Annotated in this window: 15 protein-coding genes; 13 read left to right on the top strand and 2 right to left on the bottom strand. The window is 69.8% G+C overall.

The window, feature by feature from the left end; all coding sequences use genetic code 11:
* Window positions 1–10 precede the first annotated feature (10 nt).
* Entirely contained in the window at window positions 11–841 is an 831-nt protein-coding gene (locus tag FL311_RS10475) for a LysR family transcriptional regulator (protein WP_141324791.1), read from the top strand.
* Between the two features lie 171 nt (window positions 842–1,012).
* Window positions 1,013–1,777, top strand: coding sequence for a hypothetical protein (locus FL311_RS10480; protein WP_194869146.1), 765 nt, complete (start codon window positions 1,013–1,015; stop codon window positions 1,775–1,777).
* A 5-nt stretch (window positions 1,778–1,782) separates the two neighbouring features.
* On the opposite strand, the gene FL311_RS10485 is transcribed toward FL311_RS10480, so the two are convergent.
* Window positions 1,783–2,223: a hypothetical protein gene (locus tag FL311_RS10485; RefSeq protein WP_141324795.1), complete on the bottom strand. Its 441-nt coding sequence runs from the start codon at window positions 2,221–2,223 to the stop codon at window positions 1,783–1,785.
* A gap of 210 nt (window positions 2,224–2,433) precedes the next feature.
* Here FL311_RS10485 and FL311_RS10490 point away from each other — a divergent pair, with 210 nt between their 5' ends.
* The 10 genes from FL311_RS10490 (at window position 2,434) to FL311_RS10535 (ending at window position 14,524) form a co-directional block, all read left to right on the top strand.
* A complete protein-coding gene (locus tag FL311_RS10490; protein ID WP_141324797.1) occupies window positions 2,434–3,072 on the top strand; it encodes a glutathione S-transferase family protein in 639 nt (212 codons plus the stop codon).
* 109 nt (window positions 3,073–3,181) lie between these two features.
* Window positions 3,182–4,285 carry an alpha/beta fold hydrolase gene (locus FL311_RS10495; protein WP_228556801.1) on the top strand — a complete coding sequence of 368 codons (1,104 nt, stop codon included), beginning with the start codon at window positions 3,182–3,184 and terminating at the stop codon, window positions 4,283–4,285.
* 241 nt (window positions 4,286–4,526) lie between these two features.
* A complete protein-coding gene (locus FL311_RS10500) occupies window positions 4,527–5,894 on the top strand; it encodes a TolC family protein (protein ID WP_228556802.1) in 1,368 nt (455 codons plus the stop codon).
* A 28-nt stretch (window positions 5,895–5,922) separates the two neighbouring features.
* A complete protein-coding gene (locus FL311_RS10505) occupies window positions 5,923–7,014 on the top strand; it encodes an efflux RND transporter periplasmic adaptor subunit (protein ID WP_141324799.1) in 1,092 nt (363 codons plus the stop codon).
* 1 nt (window position 7,015) lies between these two features.
* Window positions 7,016–10,156: an efflux RND transporter permease subunit gene (locus FL311_RS10510; RefSeq protein WP_141324801.1), complete on the top strand. Its 3,141-nt coding sequence runs from the start codon at window positions 7,016–7,018 to the stop codon at window positions 10,154–10,156.
* Between the two features lie 379 nt (window positions 10,157–10,535).
* Window positions 10,536–11,090, top strand: a complete 555-nt coding sequence (locus FL311_RS10515) for a peroxiredoxin (protein ID WP_141324803.1) — start codon at window positions 10,536–10,538, stop codon at window positions 11,088–11,090.
* A gap of 6 nt (window positions 11,091–11,096) precedes the next feature.
* Entirely contained in the window at window positions 11,097–11,621 is a 525-nt protein-coding gene (locus FL311_RS10520) for a carboxymuconolactone decarboxylase family protein (RefSeq protein WP_141324805.1), read from the top strand.
* A gap of 129 nt (window positions 11,622–11,750) precedes the next feature.
* On the top strand, window positions 11,751–12,227 hold the full coding sequence (gene dps / locus FL311_RS10525) for a DNA starvation/stationary phase protection protein Dps (protein ID WP_046711706.1): 477 nt from the start codon (window positions 11,751–11,753) through the stop codon (window positions 12,225–12,227).
* 180 nt (window positions 12,228–12,407) lie between these two features.
* A complete protein-coding gene (locus FL311_RS10530) occupies window positions 12,408–13,214 on the top strand; it encodes a hypothetical protein (RefSeq protein ID WP_141324807.1) in 807 nt (268 codons plus the stop codon).
* A 47-nt stretch (window positions 13,215–13,261) separates the two neighbouring features.
* The gene (locus FL311_RS10535; RefSeq protein ID WP_141324809.1) at window positions 13,262–14,524 is read left to right on the top strand and encodes a pyridoxal phosphate-dependent aminotransferase; all 1,263 of its coding nucleotides are present in this window, start codon (window positions 13,262–13,264) and stop codon (window positions 14,522–14,524) included.
* Between the two features lie 70 nt (window positions 14,525–14,594).
* On the opposite strand, the gene FL311_RS10540 is transcribed toward FL311_RS10535, so the two are convergent.
* Window positions 14,595–14,999: a hypothetical protein gene (locus FL311_RS10540; protein ID WP_141324810.1), complete on the bottom strand. Its 405-nt coding sequence runs from the start codon at window positions 14,997–14,999 to the stop codon at window positions 14,595–14,597.
* A gap of 294 nt (window positions 15,000–15,293) precedes the next feature.
* Here FL311_RS10540 and FL311_RS10545 point away from each other — a divergent pair, with 294 nt between their 5' ends.
* Window positions 15,294–16,610: an MFS transporter gene (locus tag FL311_RS10545; RefSeq protein ID WP_141324812.1), complete on the top strand. Its 1,317-nt coding sequence runs from the start codon at window positions 15,294–15,296 to the stop codon at window positions 16,608–16,610.
* Window positions 16,611–16,774: the final 164 nt, after the last annotated feature.

The following is a 16,774-nucleotide window of genomic DNA, read 5'->3' on the forward strand; positions in this document are numbered from 1 at the left end:
ATGTGCGCCCATGCATATCTCCTGGGATGAGATTCAGACCCTCGAGGCGCTCGTCCGCACCGGCGGCATCGAGGCCGCGGGGCGCGAGCTGTCGCTGCGCCACTCCTCCGTCTCCAGACGCATCGCCGCGCTGGAGGCACGCCTGGGAACGGCGCTCTTCGCGCGGGGTGCGCGCCTGGTGCCTGGCACGCTGACGCTGCGAATCGCCGAGCGGGCCGCGCCCATGCGCGCTGCGGCCCGGGACATCGAAGGCTTCCTGGGGTCCGAGCGGCGGGGTCGGGAGCGGACCGTGGTCGTCACGACCAGCGACGTGCTGGCGCCGCTCCTGTTCCGCGCGCTCGCGAGGGCACGCCCCGCGCAGGCGGTGGAGGTCCTCGTGAGCGACGACGAGCTGGAGCTCCTGCCCGGCCAGGTCGACCTGGCGCTGCGCCCCGGCCAGAGCCCGAGCGGCTCGCTGCGCGGCCGGAGGCTCGGACGGCTGAAGGTCGGCGTCTACCGCGCGAAGGGAGGAGCACCGGACTGGCTCCAGCCGAGCGCCGAGCTGCGAGCCAAGGCCTCGATGCGCTGGTGGCGCGAGGTGCCCGCGGATTCGCCGGGCGCGGTGACCTGCAATTCACTCCTGGCCATGCGGGACGCGTGCTGCGTCGGACTGGGGAGGGCCGCGCTCCCGTCCTTCCTCGCGCATGGAGATGCCCGGCTGCAGTTGGAGCGGGAGCTCGACGGTGGACCACCGCTCTGGCTCCTCGCGCCGATGGCTCGCGGCGTCCCCAAGGCGCTTCGAGAGACCCAGGGCGCCATCTTCACCGCGCTGCGCTCGACGGAGGACGCCTTCGCCGAGTAGCGCGGAGGTCACGCGAGCGTCAGGGGCGAAGCTCCCCGAGCAGACGCAACGTGGCCTCTGTCCATGGCGGCGCCATCATCGATTCCGGCTTCCAGCCCCTCGACGACGCGGTCCTCGAGGGTCCGCCATGTTATGCGGTTTCGCCCAAGCATTTCCGCCACGGAGCAAGCCATGCGCAGCCTCATCCTCTGGACCCTGTTGTTGTTCGCCACGGAGAGCCTGGCCGTCGAGACCCGGCTCGTCGTCCGGGCGCGCGCCCGGGACGGCAAGTTCGTCGGGACGTCCATGGGCGGCGTGCAGGTGGTGCTCCGGGATGCGAGCACGGGGCAGGTGCTGACCCAGGGCGTCACCGCCGGCTCGACGGGCAACACGCAGACGCTGATGAAGCAGCCCCAGGTGCGCGGCGCGCCGCTCGCGGACGAGGCCTCCGCGAAGTACACGGCCACGGTGGACCTCACCGGGCCGACGCTGGTGACGGTGGAGGTCTCGGGGCCCCTCGCGCAGCGGCAGGCGCTCGCCACCAGCACGACGCAGCTGTGGCTCCTGCCCGGCAAGCACGTCGAGGGCGATGGCCTCATCCTGGAGCTGCCCGGCTTCGTCGTCGACGTGGTGACGCCATCCGCGCAGGAGTTCCTCAAGCTCCCCGCCGACAAGAAGCTCACCGTGCCGCTGCGCGCCAACGTCGTGCTCATGTGTGGCTGCTCCACCGAGCCCAAGGGCCTCTGGGACTCGAACCGGTATGAGCTGCTCGCCTCGGTGAAGCACCACGGCAAGCCGCTCTCCCAACTCCCCCTGAAGTTCGCCGGGAAGACCAGCACCTACGAGGCCGCGCTGTCCGTGCAGCAGCCGGGCGTCTACGAGGTCACCGTGACGGCGTTCGACCCCGCCACCGGCAACTCCGGCGTCGACTCCACCACGTTCGTCGTCGAGCAGTGACCCGCTCAGAAGTGCAACTGCATGCGCACGCCGGGCTGAATCCAGACGTGGAACCGCCGGCTGTCGCCGGGGATGTCCACGGAGTCCGTCTTGCGATACCGGCCCAGCGACGTGGAGACGTACGGCCCTACCGACAGGGTGCGGTTGAGGAGCAGGTCCAGGCCGGCGTTCGCGTGCCCCAGGTCGAAGCCCCTGCGTTGCCTGGAGCCAGCCAGCCTCTCCCCGTCGTCGCTCACGAGCTGCGCCGTGGCGAACTGATACCCAAGCCCCACGCCCACCCAAGGCGACACGAACTCGCCGGGGCGGAAGCGATAATCCAGCTCGAGGCCGTAACGTACGACGGTGGCGCCGCACAGGGCCTCGAAGCACGCATCAGGCGACCTGCCGAATCCGAGCTGGAAGTAGGCGCCGAGCGAGTGAGTGGAGATTGCAACGCCGCTACGCATTGCAAGGCCACGGCCAGACCGCGACCGCGGGCATCCCTGAGGAGGAGCCCCTCCAGGCCTCCCCGCGAACACCCGCCATCCGCGACACGCTTGTCATGCTCATTCGGGCGCCCCCACGGGCCCCCCCGCATGGGCCGCGAGGTCAGAACCCCAGGGGCTGGAAGAATCCTGACATCCCCCTGTCACGCCCGGTGGGTAGTGCTTCCGGTCATGAAACTCTACTTCCATCCGATGTCCGGCAATTCGCGCCGCGTGCTGCTCGTCGCCGCCCACCTCGACGTGCCCCTGGAGCGCGTCATGGTGGACCTGCCCAAGGGCGAGCAACGCGCGACGTCGCACCTGGACCGCAACCCCAACGGGCTCGTCCCTGTCCTCGACGACGACGGCTTCCTGCTCTGGGAGTCACGCGCCATCATGCAGTACCTGGTCGAGCTGACGCCGGGACAGACGCTGCTCCCCACGGAGGCGCGAGGTCGCGCGGACGTGAGCCGCTGGCTCTTCTGGTGCTCGGCGCACATGGCACCGGCGTGCACCATCCTGGTCCAGGAGAACTTCGTGAAGGCGATGACGGGCCGTGGACCGCCGGACCCCGCCGAGGTCTCTCGCGGAGAAGCGCTCTTCTCGAAGTACGCACGCCTCCTGGACGAGCACCTCGCGGGCAAGACGTGGGTCTCGCGGGAGCGCCTGACGCTCGCGGACTTCTCGCTGGCCGCGGGGTTCGCGCTCGCCGGACCGGCGCGCCTGCCGCTCGGGGATTTTCCGAACGTCCGGACGTGGCTCGGCCGCGTGCAGGAGCTCGACGCGTGGAAGCGCACCGCGCCGAGCCTGCCGCTGCCGGCTCGCGGCTGAGTACATCAGGACTCACGGTGCCACCGGCCGGGCCCCTGGCGTGAAATCAGGGGCCGGAGTGGGGGCGTGGCCGCAATCGGAGCGGCGCTGGAGCGTTACTGTGCTCCGAATGCCCCCTCGTCCCCTTCGAGCCCTCCGTCCCCGCTTCGCCCACCTCTGCTCGGGAGTCCTCGGGCTGACGCTCCTGATGGGTGGGTGTGCCACCTCCCGACCTGCCCCCGGCGCGGTGGCCGCGTCACCGTATGGCGCCGACGCGGCCCATGCGGTGGGCTTCACGTCGCTGAGCTACACGGATGCGGCGCGCCAGCGCACGTTGAAGACGGTGGTCTGGTATCCGGCGGCGCCGGGCTCGGCGATGGAGGATTTCGCGACGGCGCCCATCTTCGTGCCCTTCGTCGCGGCGAAGGATGCGCCGGTGTCCACGGCGCACGAGCGCTGGCCCCTGGTGGTCCTGTCCCATGGCAACGGCGGCTCGGCCCTCAACATGTCGTGGTTCGGCGCGCACCTGGCCGCGCACGGCTTCATCGTCATGTCGGTGGACCACCCCGGGAACACCTACGGCGACACGAGCCCGGAGGGTTATGTGCGCGGCTGGGAGCGGCCCCAGGACTTCACGGCCTTGTTGGATGCGGTGTCGAAGGACGCGGTCTGGGGGCCCCGGGTGGATGCCGGGCGCATCGGCGCGGCGGGACACTCCATGGGGGGCTACACGGCGCTCGCGCTGGTGGGGGCGCGGCTCAACCTGTCGCCCATCATGCAGGGGTGCACCTCGCCGGAGACGCGCGCGCACCCGGGCTGCGATGAGCTGCGCGAGGTGGACTACAGCCGCATCGACCTCGCGCTGGCACGGGCGTCGTACAAGGATGCCCGGGTGAGGGCGGCCTTCTCCATGGCTCCCGGCATGGCGGGGAGCTACGAGGCACGGGACGTCGCGGACATCGACGTACCGGTGGCGCTGGTGCTGGCCCAGGGGGATGAGCTGATGCCCCACGCGCAGAACGGCATGCACCTGGCGAAGCTGTTGCCCTCGGCGAAGACGGTGGTGCTGGAGGACGCGGCGCACTTCACCTTCCTGCCCCGGTGCACGGAGCTCGGATTCAAGGTGGCGGAGATGCTGTGTCGGGACGCCACGCCCGGGACGCGAGGGGCCTCGCAGGCTCGGACGCTCGCGGAAGCCGTGGCGTTCTTCCGGCGGACGCTCGGCGGCGACTGAGCGGGACTCGCCGGCCCCGTTCGCCGACGGGTGGGCCCCGTTCGCCGCTCGCTCGGGCCCGCTGACAGAACTCTCCACCCGCGTGCTGCTCGCGCGGGCACCGTGCCTCCACGACTTGTTCCCTGGAGGCATGTCCCATGTCGTGCAAGCGGCTCGCTGTCCTTCCCCTCGCTGTCGGTCCGGCGTCATGTACGACCGAGGATGACGGCGACACCCAGACGACCGTGGGCGGCACGCCATCGTGAGTCACCACTCACGGGGCGTTCGTCGACTGGCGTTCGCCCTCGTCCTCATCGCCGTTCCGACACACGCCGAGCCGCTGCCTCCTCTCAAGGTCGAGGACGCGATGCTCAGCCCCGTCGCTCCCGCGCCCCGGCTCGTGAGGAGCTGGGATGAGGCGCTCGCGCTCGTCCGGGAAAGGTCCACGGATTTGCGCGGCGCCGAAGCGGGCGTGGAGCGCGCGAGCGGCCGCTGGCGACAGGCGCTCTCGGCGCTGCTGCCCCATGCGTGCACCCAGGTGGCGGTGGCCCAGGACCTCCTCAATCCCTCCCTGGCCCCAGGTGTTCTTCCGGGAGCCGCGGGGGATGGTCGCACCGCCACCCAGCCCGCGGTCACGCTCACCACGACGCTGACCCAGTCAGTCATCGACCTGGGCGCATGGCGAGGCCTGTCCTCCGCGCGAGAAGCAGAGGCCGGCGCGGTGGCCTCGCTCCAGGACCTCCGCCGTCGCCTCGTCCTCGGGCTCGCGCAGACACTCGTCGCCACGGTCGCCGCCGAACGCACGGCCGAGATGAACCGTGTCGGCCTGCTGCGCGCCCTGGAGCGCGCGGCCCTCACGCAGCGCGCCTTCGAGCTGGGCGCGGGCAACCAACTGGACGTGGTGCGTGTCCAGCAGGACGTGGCGGTGGCGCGCGGCGCGCTCGTCGCGGGGGACGAGCAACTGCGACGGACGCGTGAGGCGCTGGGACTCGCGCTCGGCTTCGGAGAGTCGATAGGCGTCGACCCGTCCTTCGACCTGCACGGGCTGGTGGATGACACCCGGAGGGACTGCGTCGTGCTGGAGAACCTGGACGCCCGGGCGGACCTCGTGGCGGCGCGGACGCAGGTGGCCGCGGCGCGTGACAGCCGGAGACAAGCTGCCGCGGGATATCTCCCCACCCTCGGTGTCAGCAGCACGCTCCTCGGCCTCACCACGGAGCCGGGCTTCGACCGCTTCGCGACGTGGAGCGTCTCCGCCGTGCTCTCCCTGCCACTCTGGGAGGGCGGCCTGCGCGAAGGGCTCGTGCGCGAGCGCGCGGGCCTGGAGAAACAGGCGGAGGCACAACTGGAGGACACCCGCCGCGATGTCGCGGTGGAGATGGCACGCGCACGTCGGAGCGTGGAGGTGGCCGAGTCCCTGGTGAAGACGGCGGTGGCGTCACGTGACCTCGCCGAGCGCACCGACCAGCTCACCCGCCGCGCGTTCGAGGTGGGCCGAGGCAGCAGCCTGGAGCTGGTGCAGAGCGGCGCGGCCCTGCGAGAGGCCGAGCTGAACCTGGTGCTGCGTGAGTTCCAGCGCGTCCAGGCCCACCTGGACGCCTTCCTCATGGAGGCCCGATGCAACGGATGAAGCCCCTGGTGCACCCCTGGAGACTCGGATGAAGCGGCTGTGGAGTGTGGCGTTGTTGGTGGTGTTGGGGTGCTCGGGGAAGAAGGCGGCTCCGGCCGCGCCCGAGCCTCGGGAAATCGACGTGGTCACCGTGGCCCCTCGCGAAGTGCGAGACACAGGGGAGTACCTGGGCAGCCTGCTGTCGCGACAGAGCGTCACGGTGCTCCCCCGGGTGGACGGCTACGTGCGCCGCATCCACGTGCGTCCTGGCCAGCACGTGGAGTCAGGTGCACCGCTCCTCGAGGTCGACTCCCGCGTGGAGACCGCCGCGCTCGACGGTGCGCAGGCGCAGCTCGGCTCCGCGCGGGTCGAGCTGGAGCTGGCTCGCCGCACGCTGACCCGCACCCAGGCGCTGCGTCAGGAGGGGCTCGCCAGCGCGCAGGAACTGGAGAGCACCCAGGCCCGCGTCGAGGCCGCCCAGGCCACCGAGCGCGCGGCCTCGGCCCAGGTCGCCCAGCGCCAGGTGCAGCTCCAGTTCCACGTCATCCGCGCACCCTTCGCCGGCACCGTCGACGACGTGCTCGCCCGTGAAGGCGACTTCGTCACCGCCTCCACCCCGCTCACCCGCGTCGCCCAGGCCGAAATCCTCGAGGTGAGCGTGTCCGTGCCATCTCATCGCGCCCGCTCGCTGAAGCCCGATACGATGATGGAGGTGCTCGACGCGAAAGGCGCGGTGCTGCTCACCAGCCCCCTCTTCTTCGTCACCCCACAGGCCGACCCTCGCACCCAATTGGTCGAGGTGAAGGCCGCGTTCCAGAATACCCAGGGCCTGCGGCCCAGTGAGCTGGTGCGCGCGCGGCTCGTCTACTCCGTGCGCGACGCGCTCCAGATTCCCGCGCTCGCGGTGGTGCGTCAGAGCGGCCAGCCCTTCGCGCTCGTGGTGCGCGAGAAGGACGGCGCCACCGTGGTGGAGCGCCGGCCCATCACCCTCGGCGCGCTCGGCGAGCGCAGCTACGTCGTGGAGCAGGGCCTGGAGACAGGCGAGCGCGTGGCCGTCTCGTTCCTGCAGGCCCTGCGCGACGGCGCGCCCGTGAAGGTGAAGGCCCCGCTGCACACCGCCGCGCGGATGAACGGACGCTGACATGTTCATCGACTTCTTCATCCGCCGGCCCGTCTTCGCCATCGTCTGCTCCATCCTGCTGACGCTGCTGGGCCTCATCGCCATCCCCACCCTGCCCGTCGCGCAGTACCCGGACCTGGCGCCGCCCCAGGTCACCGTGTCCGCCACCTACGTGGGCGCCAGCGCCGAGGTGGTGGAGAGCGCCGTCACCATCCCCCTGGAGCAGGAGCTCAACGGGGTGGAGGGCATGCGCTACATCTCCTCCACCAGCGGCAACGACGGCACCAGCAACGTCACCATCACCTTCGAGGCCACGCGCGACATCGAGGTCGCCGCCGTGGACGTGCAGAACCGCGTCAGCCGCGCCGCCGCGCGACTGCCCGCCCAGGTGAACCAGACGGGCATCGTGGTCAACAAGGCCTCCAGCCAGCTCCTCCTCTCCGTCGCGCTCTACAGCCCGGATGACCGCTACGACGCGAAGTTCCTCTCCAACTACGCGGATGTGAACCTCAAGGACGCCATCAAGCGCGTGCGCGGCGTGGGCGACGTGCGCATCTTCGGCGAGCGCAAGTTCTCCATGCGCGTGTGGCTGGACCCCACCGAGCTCGCCCGCCGCAAGCTCACGCCCCTGGACGTGACGCGCGCGCTCCAGGAGCAGAACCTCCAGGTGGCCGCGGGACAGGTGGGCCAACCCCCGTCCGAGGAGGACCAGCCCTACCAGCTCGCGGTGCGCGCCCGCGGCCGCCTCATCGAGCCGGAGGAGTTCGGCGACATCGTCCTCATGCGGGACGAAAGCGGCAGGGCCGTGCGCATGAAGGACGTGGCCCGCGTGGAGCTGGGCGCGGAGAACTACGGCACCCTCTTGCGCTTCAGCGGCAAGCAGGCCGTGGGCATCGCCACCTTCCAGCTCCCCACTGCCAACGCGCTCGAGGTGCGTGACGCCGTCCTCGCCGAGCTGCAGCGCCTGTCCGCCCAGTTCCCTCCGGGCCTGGAGTACCAGACGGGCACCGACACCACGCTCGCGGTGCGCGCCACCCTGCGCGAGGTGGTCCGCACGCTGGCGGAGGCCATCGTCCTGGTCGTCCTGGTCATCTTCCTGTTCCTCCACGGCTGGCGCAGCGTCCTCATCACCGCGCTCACCCTCCCTGTCTCCCTCGTCGGCACCTTCGCCTTCGTGAAGCTGCTCGGCTTCTCCATCAACACGCTCACCCTCTTCGGCCTCACCCTGGCCACGGGCCTCGTCGTCGACGACGCCATCGTCGTCATCGAGAACATCGAGCGGCTGATGCTGGAGCGGAAGCTGACCGCCGCCGAGGCCGCGCGCGAGGGCATGAAGGAGGTGTCCGGCGCCGTCATCGCCATCTCCATCGTGCTGGTGGCGGTGTTCCTCCCGGTGGCCCTCTTCCCCGGCACCACCGGCGCCATCTACCGCCAGTTCGCGCTCACCATCGCCGCGTCCGTGGCCCTCTCCACCTTCTGCGCCCTCACCCTCCCCCCCGCGCTCGCCGCGCGCATGCTGTCCCACCACACCGGGGACAAAGGGGCCTTCTTCCGTCACGTCGACCGCGTGCTCGACCGGATGCGCCACCTGTACGGCCGCGGGCTGCGCGGGCTCCTCGCGCACCCGGCCCTCATCCTCGGGGCCTTCCTCCTGTGCGTCGTCGCCACGGCCGCGCTGGTCGTCGTCACGCCCACGGGCTTCATCCCCGACGAGGACCAGGGCTACCTGCTGGTCACCGTGCAGGGCCCCGAGGGCACGTCCCTCTCCCAGACGCAGAAGGTCATGGCCGAGGTGGAGCAGGTGCTGCTCGCCCAGCCGGAGGTGCGCGCCATCTTCGCCAACGGGGGCATGTCCCCGCAGGGCACCGGCTCCAACCTGGCCAACATCTTCGTCCCCCTGAAGCCCTGGGACGAGCGGACCGGAAAGGACCAGAGCGTGGCCGCGCTCGTCGAGCGGCTGCGCGCCCCCTTGAGCCGCATCGGCGGCGCGCGCGTGGTGCCCTTCCAGCCGCCCGCCATCCGGGGCGTCGGCGCCGTGGGCGGCTTCCAGTTCGTCGTCGAGGACACCGCGGGCACAAGCTCCCTGGACCAGCTCGCCGCCGCCGCGCGGCAGCTCATGGCCCAGGGCAACGACGACGGCCGGCTGCGCGGCGTCTTCACCGGCTTCAACGCGGACACGCCGCTGCTCGACGTGGAGGTGGACCGCCAGCTGGCCAAGGCCGTGGGCGTGCCCATCGACCAGCTCTTCAGCACGCTCCAGGTCTACATGGGCAGCCAGTACATCAACGACTTCAACTACGCGAACCGCGCGTACCGCGTCTACGTGCAGGCCGAGCAGCAGTTCCGCGACAGCCCCGCGGACATCGCCGCCTTCTACGTGCGCAGCGACACCGGCGACATGATTCCGCTCGAGTCCCTGGTGAAGGTCCAGCCCACCATCTCCGCGCAGCTCATCCGCCACCACAACCTGTTCCGCGCCGTGGAGCTGAGCGGCCAGGCCGCGCCCGGCGTGTCCTCGGGCCAGGCCATGGAGGCCATGGAGGAGCTCGCCGCCCGGCACCTGCCGCAGGGCATGAGCGCCGGATGGACAGGACTCAGCCTGGAACAGCAGCAGAGCGGCGGCCAATCCCTGCTCATCTTCGGCCTGGGCCTGCTCTTCGTCTTCCTCGTCCTCGCCGCCCAGTACGAGAGCTTCAGCCTGCCCTTCGTCATCATCCTCGCGGTGCCGCTCGCCATCCTCGGCGCGCTCGGCCTGCAGCTCTTGCGCGGCCAGGCCAACGACGTGTTCTGCCAGCTGGGGCTGGTGATGCTCGTGGGGCTCGCCAGCAAGAACGCCATCCTCATCGTCGAGTTCGCCGAGCAGCTGCGCGCCCAGGGCCGGAGCCTCACCGACGCCGTGGTGGAGGCCGCCGAGGTCCGCCTGCGCCCCATCCTCATGACGTCCACCGCCTTCCTGCTCGGCGTGGTGCCCATGATGACCGCGTCGGGCGCGGGCGCGGGCTCACGCACCTCCCTGGGGACGGCCGTGTTCGGCGGCATGCTCGTCTCCACGGTGGTGAACCTCGTGTTCATCCCCGGCCTCTACGTGCTGGTGCAGAAGCTGCGCGGCGAGGCGAAGCTGCCCGCCCCCGACGCACGCGTTGCCGCCACGCCCTCGCACTGAGGCACGAAGGCCCTGTCACGGGCCCGGGCACCCACATGTCGGGGCCCGGGCCTTTTCCGTTGGCGGCCCATCAATCGGGCGTCTGCCCGCCTGTACCGCGTGCAACCTCGCGAGAGTTCTCGTATTTTCCGCCGGCTCTCCAGCCGTGATGGAGGGCACCCCACCGGCCCGGCTGTTCATCCACCGAAATTGCAGTGGCGAGTGCCACCGACATTTCGTTATTCACCGCCCCGGCGGCAGTGACTCGCAGGGGATGGAAGCCAAGTCCCCGGAATCATTGCAGTGGATGGGCTGGCACGAAGACTGCTGTAGCAGTGCGCAAGAAGACACCTTCCCAGGGGCCACCCCCGGCCCCCCAAACCCAAGGAGCAGTAACGACATGCTGACCGTTGGCGACAAGATCCCGAGCTTCAAGGTCAAGGCCACCGTGAGCCTGGAGAAGGGCAAGGAGTTCCAGGAGATCACGAACGAGACGTACAAGGGCAAGTGGCTGGTGCTGTTTGCCTGGCCGAAGGACTTCACGTTCATCTGCCCCACGGAGATCGCGGAGTTCGGCAAGAAGAACAAGGACTTCCAGGACCGTGACGCGCAGGTGCTGGGCCTGAGCACCGACAGCGAGTTCGTGCACCACGCGTGGCGCACGCACCACCCGGACCTGAAGAACCTGCCCTTCCCGATGCTGGCGGACCTGAAGCACGAGCTGTGCAACGCGCTGGGCATCCTCCACAAGGAGGAGGGCGTGGCGCTGCGCGCGACGTTCATCGCGGACCCCGAGGGCATCATCCGCCACGTGACGGTGAACGACCTGTCCGTGGGCCGCAACGTCTCCGAGACGGTGCGCACGCTGGACGCGCTCCAGACGGACGAGCTGTGCCCCTGCAACTGGAGCAAGGGCGAGGAGACCCTCACCCAGAAGCTGGCGAAGGCGGGGTAGCGCGTCATGGCCTCACTCGAAGTCGTCCGCGCGGAACTCACGGACGCCCACAAGGACACCCGCCTCAACCTCCAGGCCGTCCTGGAAGGCGGCAGCCTCACCCCGGAGCAGCGCTGGGGCGTGGCCGTCGCGTGCGCCTTCGCCGCTCGGAATGAGCGGCTGAAGGAGGCGATGTTGAACGAGGCGAAGAAGGCACTCACGAACGCCGAGCCCGTCATCGAGGATGCGCGCGCCGCCGCCTCGCTGATGGCGATGAACAACGTCTACTACCGCTTCCGGCACATGATCGGGAAGGAGTCCTACTCGACCAAGCGCGCCGGTTTGCGGATGAACAGGCTGGCGCAGGTGCTGACCAACAAGGTGGACTTCGAGCTGGTCTGCCTCGCGGTGAGCGCCATCAACGGCTGCGAGATGTGCATGCAGTCCCACGAGAAGGTCGTCCTCGAGGGCGGCCTGTCGGAGGACCAGGTGCACGACGCGGTCCGCGTCGCGTCGGTCATCCACGCCGCGGCGGTGGGTCTGGAGTCGTAAGGCTCCCGGCCGCGAGTCATTGACGTGAGGTGAGGCGCCCTCCGGTGGAGACACCGGGGGGCGCTTCCTTTTCGGGCGCCGCGCATCCAACGGGCGTCCAGAACGAACGAGCACGAAAGGAAGGCCATCATGTACCGCAGCCCCAGCCCCCTCCCCGAGAAGACCCGCGCCTCCGTCGTCGAATCCCTCAACGCCCGACTGGCGGACGGCCTGGATTTGCATTCGCAGATCAAGGTGGCCCACTGGAACATCAAGGGCCCGCAGTTCGCGGCGCTGCACCCGCTGTTCGAGACCTTCGCGGTGAGCCTGGCCAATCACAACGACTCCATCGCGGAGCGCGCGGTGACGCTGGGTGGCAAGGCCTACGGCACCACCCGCCACGTGGGCAAGGCGAGCCGCCTGCCGGAGTATCCGCAGGAGACCACCAAGGACTTGGAGCACGTGAAGCTCTTGGCCGAGCGCATCGAGGTGTACCTGGACGGCCTGCGTGAGAGCCGCAAGCTGTTCGTCGAGGTGGACGACGCGGACTCCGAGGACCTGGCCACCGGCATCATCGTGGAGTTCGAGAAGCACGCCTGGTTCCTGCGCGCATCGCTGGAGAGCTGAGACATCCCTGTCACGTGAGGCGCGTGTGCCCGGAGTGTGCACCGCGCTTCACGCCCCTCGTGGGGGGTAGAGTCAGTCTTTCCCCAGTCCTTCCGCGAGGTTGTCTCCAGGCACAGCGGTTGCTCTCCCAGGGTGCACCCCGCCCGCGAAGGCGCGGATGGGATACCTTGGAGCAGCGCCATGCGAAGCCTCTTCTCTTTGTCCGTCGTCGTCGCCCTGCTGTCCGGCTGTGGTGGTGAGCCTCCGGAGGAGCTGGTCCAATCCGCGAAGGCGAAGGTGGAGCGCGCCGCGGCGGTGGGGCACCTGACGCGCGGGGCGCTCGAGGTGCTGGGGCTGATGCCGGTGTACACGTGCGGCGAGCCGCGCCGCGGCTTCCTCGACATCGCCACGGTGGACCTGTCCCAGCGGCTCGCGTGCGCCACCACCACGGTGGAGTCGCTCGACGCGGTGACGGACGGCGTGGTGGTGACGTTCAGCGGCCCCGACTGTCAGGTCCACGGCCTGGGCCTCTCCGGGCGCGTGTTCTTCAGGTACCGCGGCGGCGAGGACCGGATGGAGGTGGAGGCGGACCTGCGCCAGCTGCGCGTGGAGGGCGTGGTGCTGCCCGCCGAGGTGGGCTACGGCACCTGTGGCGACTTGACGAGCGTCTGGGTGAAGGCCGAGGGCGACCTCCCCGGGCGCGAGGGCCACACCATGAGGATGGACGCGAAGGTGACGAAGCGTCCGGGCATGCCGATTCTGGGCGGCTCGTCACTGCTGCTCGACGGCACGGGTGAGCTGAGCGGCCCCGACGGCGTGGACAAGCTCACCCTCACCACCCTGCAATACGAGGTGGGTGAGTATCTGCCCAAGGAAGGCCGGGCCATCCTGGAGACGGCGGATGGCCACCACGTGGAGGCGAGCTTCAAGCCGGTGCTGTGGCGGGTGGGCAAGGTGGAGCTGACGGTGGATGACTACTCGCCGGTGACGGTGCCCATCGTCCGGTAGCGCCGGGCCACGCGCGCGGCGCCGTTTTTCCGCTAGGGTGTGGCGCCGTGAGCGACGACGTCACGATTCCCGCCTTCCGCTCCGTGCCGCGCACGGGCGTCATCTACGTCACCGCCGAGGCCACGCGCCGAGGCTACCGTTCCAGCGACCCTGACTGGTGCAACCTGGGCCAGGGGCAGCCGGAGACGGGGGATTTGCCCGGGGCCCCCGCGCGGCTGGGCTCGGTGAACATCGACGTGGCGGACATGGAGTACGCGCCCGTCGCGGGGCTGTGGGACGTGCGGGAGGCCATCGCCGGCCTCTACAACCGCCTCTACCGCAAGGGCCTGCCCGGCCAGTACAGCGCGGAGAACGTCTGTCTTTCGGGCGGCGGGCGCGCGGCGCTGACGCGGGCGGCGGCGAGCCTGGGTTCCATCAACCTGGGCCACTTCCTGCCGGACTACACGGCGTACGAAGAGCTGCTGGATGTCTTCAAGGCCTTCACCGCCATCCCCATCCTGCTGGAGGGCGAGCGCGGCTACGCCTTCACGCACGAGGACCTGCGGCGCGAGGTGCAGGGGCGCGGCCTGTCCGCCCTGCTCTTCTCCAACCCGTGCAACCCCACCGGCAAGCTGGTGCAGGGGGACGAGCTGGCCCGGTGGGTGGGCGTGGCGCGCGAGCAGGAGTGCACGCTGCTCATCGACGAGTTCTACTCGCACTACGTCTGGACGGGCCGCCCCGGGCACCTGCCGGTGGAGAGCGCCGCGCGCTACGTGGAGGACGTGAACCGGGACCCCATCGTCCTGTTCGACGGCTTCACCAAGAACTGGCGCTACCCGGGCTGGCGCATGACGTGGACGGTGGGGCCCAAGCAGGTGATTGAAGCCGTCTCCAGCGCGGGCAGCTTCCTGGACGGCGGTGGCAGCCGGCCCCTGCAGCGCGCCGCGATTGCGCTCCTCCAGGAGGAGCCGGTCATCGCGGAGACGATGGCCATCCACAACACGTTCCGGGAGAAGCGCGACAGGTTCCACTCGCGCCTGGAGCGGCTGGGCATCCGCACGGACCGCGCGCCGGACGGGACGTTCTATGTCTGGGGCAACGTGTCCGGCCTGCCCGCGCCGCTCAACGACGGCATGGGCTTCTTCCGCGCCGCGCTGGAGGAGAAGATCATCACCGTGCCCGGTGAGTTCTTCGACGTGAACCCCGGCAAGCGCCGCGCGCGCCCCTCGCGCTTCCGCAGCTACGTGCGCCTGTCCTTCGGTCCGTCGATGGAGGTCCTGGAGAAGGCCCTCACGCGGCTGGAGGCCATGGTGCTCAAGCACAGCCGCTGAAGGCAGACGACCACCTTCCGGAGCGCTCTTTCCACGGCGGCTCCGGAAGGCAATCCCAGACAACGACGGACTAGAGGCCCTGCTCCAGCAGGTTCACGATGCGCTGACGGCGCTCGTTCGTGTAGTTCTCGATGTTGCTGAAGTTGTGCCGGTACGACAGCGTCTGGTTCTCGAAGCGGTAGAAGATGCGGTCTTCCGGCTCGATGCCGCTGATGACGTACTTCTTGAAGCCATCGCGGATGGCCTGCTTGGAGAAGTCATCCACGCCGAGGTCCTGGAGCGCCAGCACCAGCGGCTCGAAGTAGATGGCGTCGATGCCCTGCTCGAACAGGTGCGCCAGGCCGTCGGCGCCGAGCGTGTCCCACTCGACCTCGATCTCGACGGGCGCGCCAACGAGCTCGTTGAGCTTCTGCTGCCACTTCGGGAACACGTTCTGCTTGTACTGCGCGATGGCTCTTCGCTCGGGCAAACCCATGACTGCCCCCTCTGAGGTGGAATCCCAGCGTGCTGATGGGAGATGCCTGAAGATTGTATGGAGGCCGTAACCTGTCAAACACCCCGAGTCCCGAGAAAACGAGACACGTTTCTCTGGGATTGGCCCCGCCGCGGGTGGCTCGGCGCCGGGTTCCGGAACGACCCGGCGAGCTGGGGCGGGTGCCGGGTTTCCAGGAGACCGTCCAGCGATTGAGGCGGGGCCCCCGCGCGCACGCCAGGCGCCCAAGCGAGCGCGCGCGGCGCGTTTCAGGAGGCCCTATGCTCGGCGGTGTCCATGAGACTCCCCGCCTCCCGGCTCGCACTGCTCGGCATCCTCTACTTCGTGCAGGGCCTGCCCTTCGGCTTCCAGGCCACCGCGCTGCCCGTCTATCTGCGCGGGCAGGGGGTGTCGCTCACCGCGCTGGGCTTCGCGGGGGTGCTCGCGCTGCCCTGGGGACTCAAGGTGCTCTGGGCGCCGCTGGTGGACCGCTACTGCTCGGCGCGCATCGGACGACGCAAGTCGTGGATCCTCCCCATGCAGGCGGGCCTGACGCTCACGTGCGTGGCGGCGGGGATGCTGGTGTCGGAAGGCGGCTCGCTGAAGGTGCTGCTCGGGCTCATCCTGGTGATGAACCTCTTCGCCGCGACCCAGGACATCGCCGTGGACGGGCTCGCGGTGGACCTGCTGCGCCCCGAGGAGCTGGGCCTGGGCAACACCGTGCAGGTCGTGGGCTACAAGCTGGGGATGCTCACCGGCGGCGGGCTGCTCGTCTGGGCCAGCAAGTACCTGGGCTGGCCGGGCCTGTTCCACGGCATGGCCCTGCTGTGCGCCATCGCGCTCGGGGTGACGCTCCTGTCTCGCGAGGCGCCTCCGCGTGAGCGCGACGCCGAGCCCACCGCGCCGAAGACCGAGAGCTGGCGACAGTGGTTCGCGGTGTTCCTCACGGTGGTGCGTGAGCCGGGCATCGGCTGGGTGCTGCTCTTCATCGGTACGTACAAGTTCGGCGAGACGATGGCGGACGTGCTCTACAAGCCCTTCCTCGTCGACGCGGGCATCCCCGCCTGGCAGATAGGCCAGTGGGTGGGGACGTGGGGCAACGCCGCGTCCATCCTCGGCTCCGTGACAGGTGGCGTGCTCGCCACGCGCATGCCCATCCTCGGGGCCCTGTCGCTCACCGCGTCGCTGCGCGTGCTCCCGCTCATGGGGCGCTGGTGGCTGGCCACCCACGGCGTCAGCGACGCGGGCGTCATCGGCGTGACGCTCGCGGAGGAGCTCGTCGGCGGCGCGCTCACCACCGTGATGTTCGCGTTCATGATGTCGCGCGTGGACCGGCGCATCGGCGCGTCACACTACACGCTGATGGCCAGCATCGAGGTCTGGGGCAAGGCCCCCGCCGCGCCGCTCGCGGGCTGGTTGGCGGACCCCCTTCACGGGCTCGCGTTGGGTTATGGCCCCGTGTTCCTGCTCGGCGCCGGGCTGTCCATCGCGTTCCTCGCGCTGATGATTCCCATCCGTCATCTCCAGGCGCGTTTCGTCACGGATGTGTCACACGAAAACAACGCCCCACAGGCTCGAGACGAGAGCCCTCGTGTGAAAACAGGCACACGCTGAGCACATCGCGAGACGTGTCAGTCGTGGGTGCTAAGTGCAATGCCGTTCACTTTAGGGACGGACGCGACGTAGGGGGCCGAGGGAGCGTGCTCGACGGACCGGGCGAGGGCGTTTCCGTGGGTAGCTGCTCATCTTGATTTTCACCGCACGCGGATACTGTCTTT

This window comes from Myxococcus sp. AB025B (genome assembly GCF_006518215.1).
GTDB lineage: Bacteria > Myxococcota > Myxococcia > Myxococcales > Myxococcaceae > Myxococcus > Myxococcus fulvus.

What these genes read in the sequence shown, in the direction of transcription:
- FL311_RS10475 (WP_141324791.1), top strand. Translation starts at nt 11, where the DNA reads ATGCATATCTCCTGGGATGAGATTCAGACCCTCGAGGCGCTCGTCCGC.
- FL311_RS10480 (WP_194869146.1), top strand. Translation starts at nt 1,013, where the DNA reads ATGCGCAGCCTCATCCTCTGGACCCTGTTGTTGTTCGCCACGGAGAGC.
- FL311_RS10485 (WP_141324795.1), bottom strand. Translation starts at nt 2,223, where the DNA reads ATGCGTAGCGGCGTTGCAATCTCCACTCACTCGCTCGGCGCCTACTTC.
- FL311_RS10490 (WP_141324797.1), top strand. Translation starts at nt 2,434, where the DNA reads ATGAAACTCTACTTCCATCCGATGTCCGGCAATTCGCGCCGCGTGCTG.
- FL311_RS10495 (WP_228556801.1), top strand. Translation starts at nt 3,182, where the DNA reads ATGCCCCCTCGTCCCCTTCGAGCCCTCCGTCCCCGCTTCGCCCACCTC.
- FL311_RS10505 (WP_141324799.1), top strand. Translation starts at nt 5,923, where the DNA reads ATGAAGCGGCTGTGGAGTGTGGCGTTGTTGGTGGTGTTGGGGTGCTCG.
- FL311_RS10510 (WP_141324801.1), top strand. Translation starts at nt 7,016, where the DNA reads ATGTTCATCGACTTCTTCATCCGCCGGCCCGTCTTCGCCATCGTCTGC.
- FL311_RS10515 (WP_141324803.1), top strand. Translation starts at nt 10,536, where the DNA reads ATGCTGACCGTTGGCGACAAGATCCCGAGCTTCAAGGTCAAGGCCACC.
- FL311_RS10520 (WP_141324805.1), top strand. Translation starts at nt 11,097, where the DNA reads ATGGCCTCACTCGAAGTCGTCCGCGCGGAACTCACGGACGCCCACAAG.
- dps (WP_046711706.1), top strand. Translation starts at nt 11,751, where the DNA reads ATGTACCGCAGCCCCAGCCCCCTCCCCGAGAAGACCCGCGCCTCCGTC.
- FL311_RS10530 (WP_141324807.1), top strand. Translation starts at nt 12,408, where the DNA reads ATGCGAAGCCTCTTCTCTTTGTCCGTCGTCGTCGCCCTGCTGTCCGGC.
- FL311_RS10540 (WP_141324810.1), bottom strand. Translation starts at nt 14,999, where the DNA reads ATGGGTTTGCCCGAGCGAAGAGCCATCGCGCAGTACAAGCAGAACGTG.
- FL311_RS10545 (WP_141324812.1), top strand. Translation starts at nt 15,294, where the DNA reads ATGAGACTCCCCGCCTCCCGGCTCGCACTGCTCGGCATCCTCTACTTC.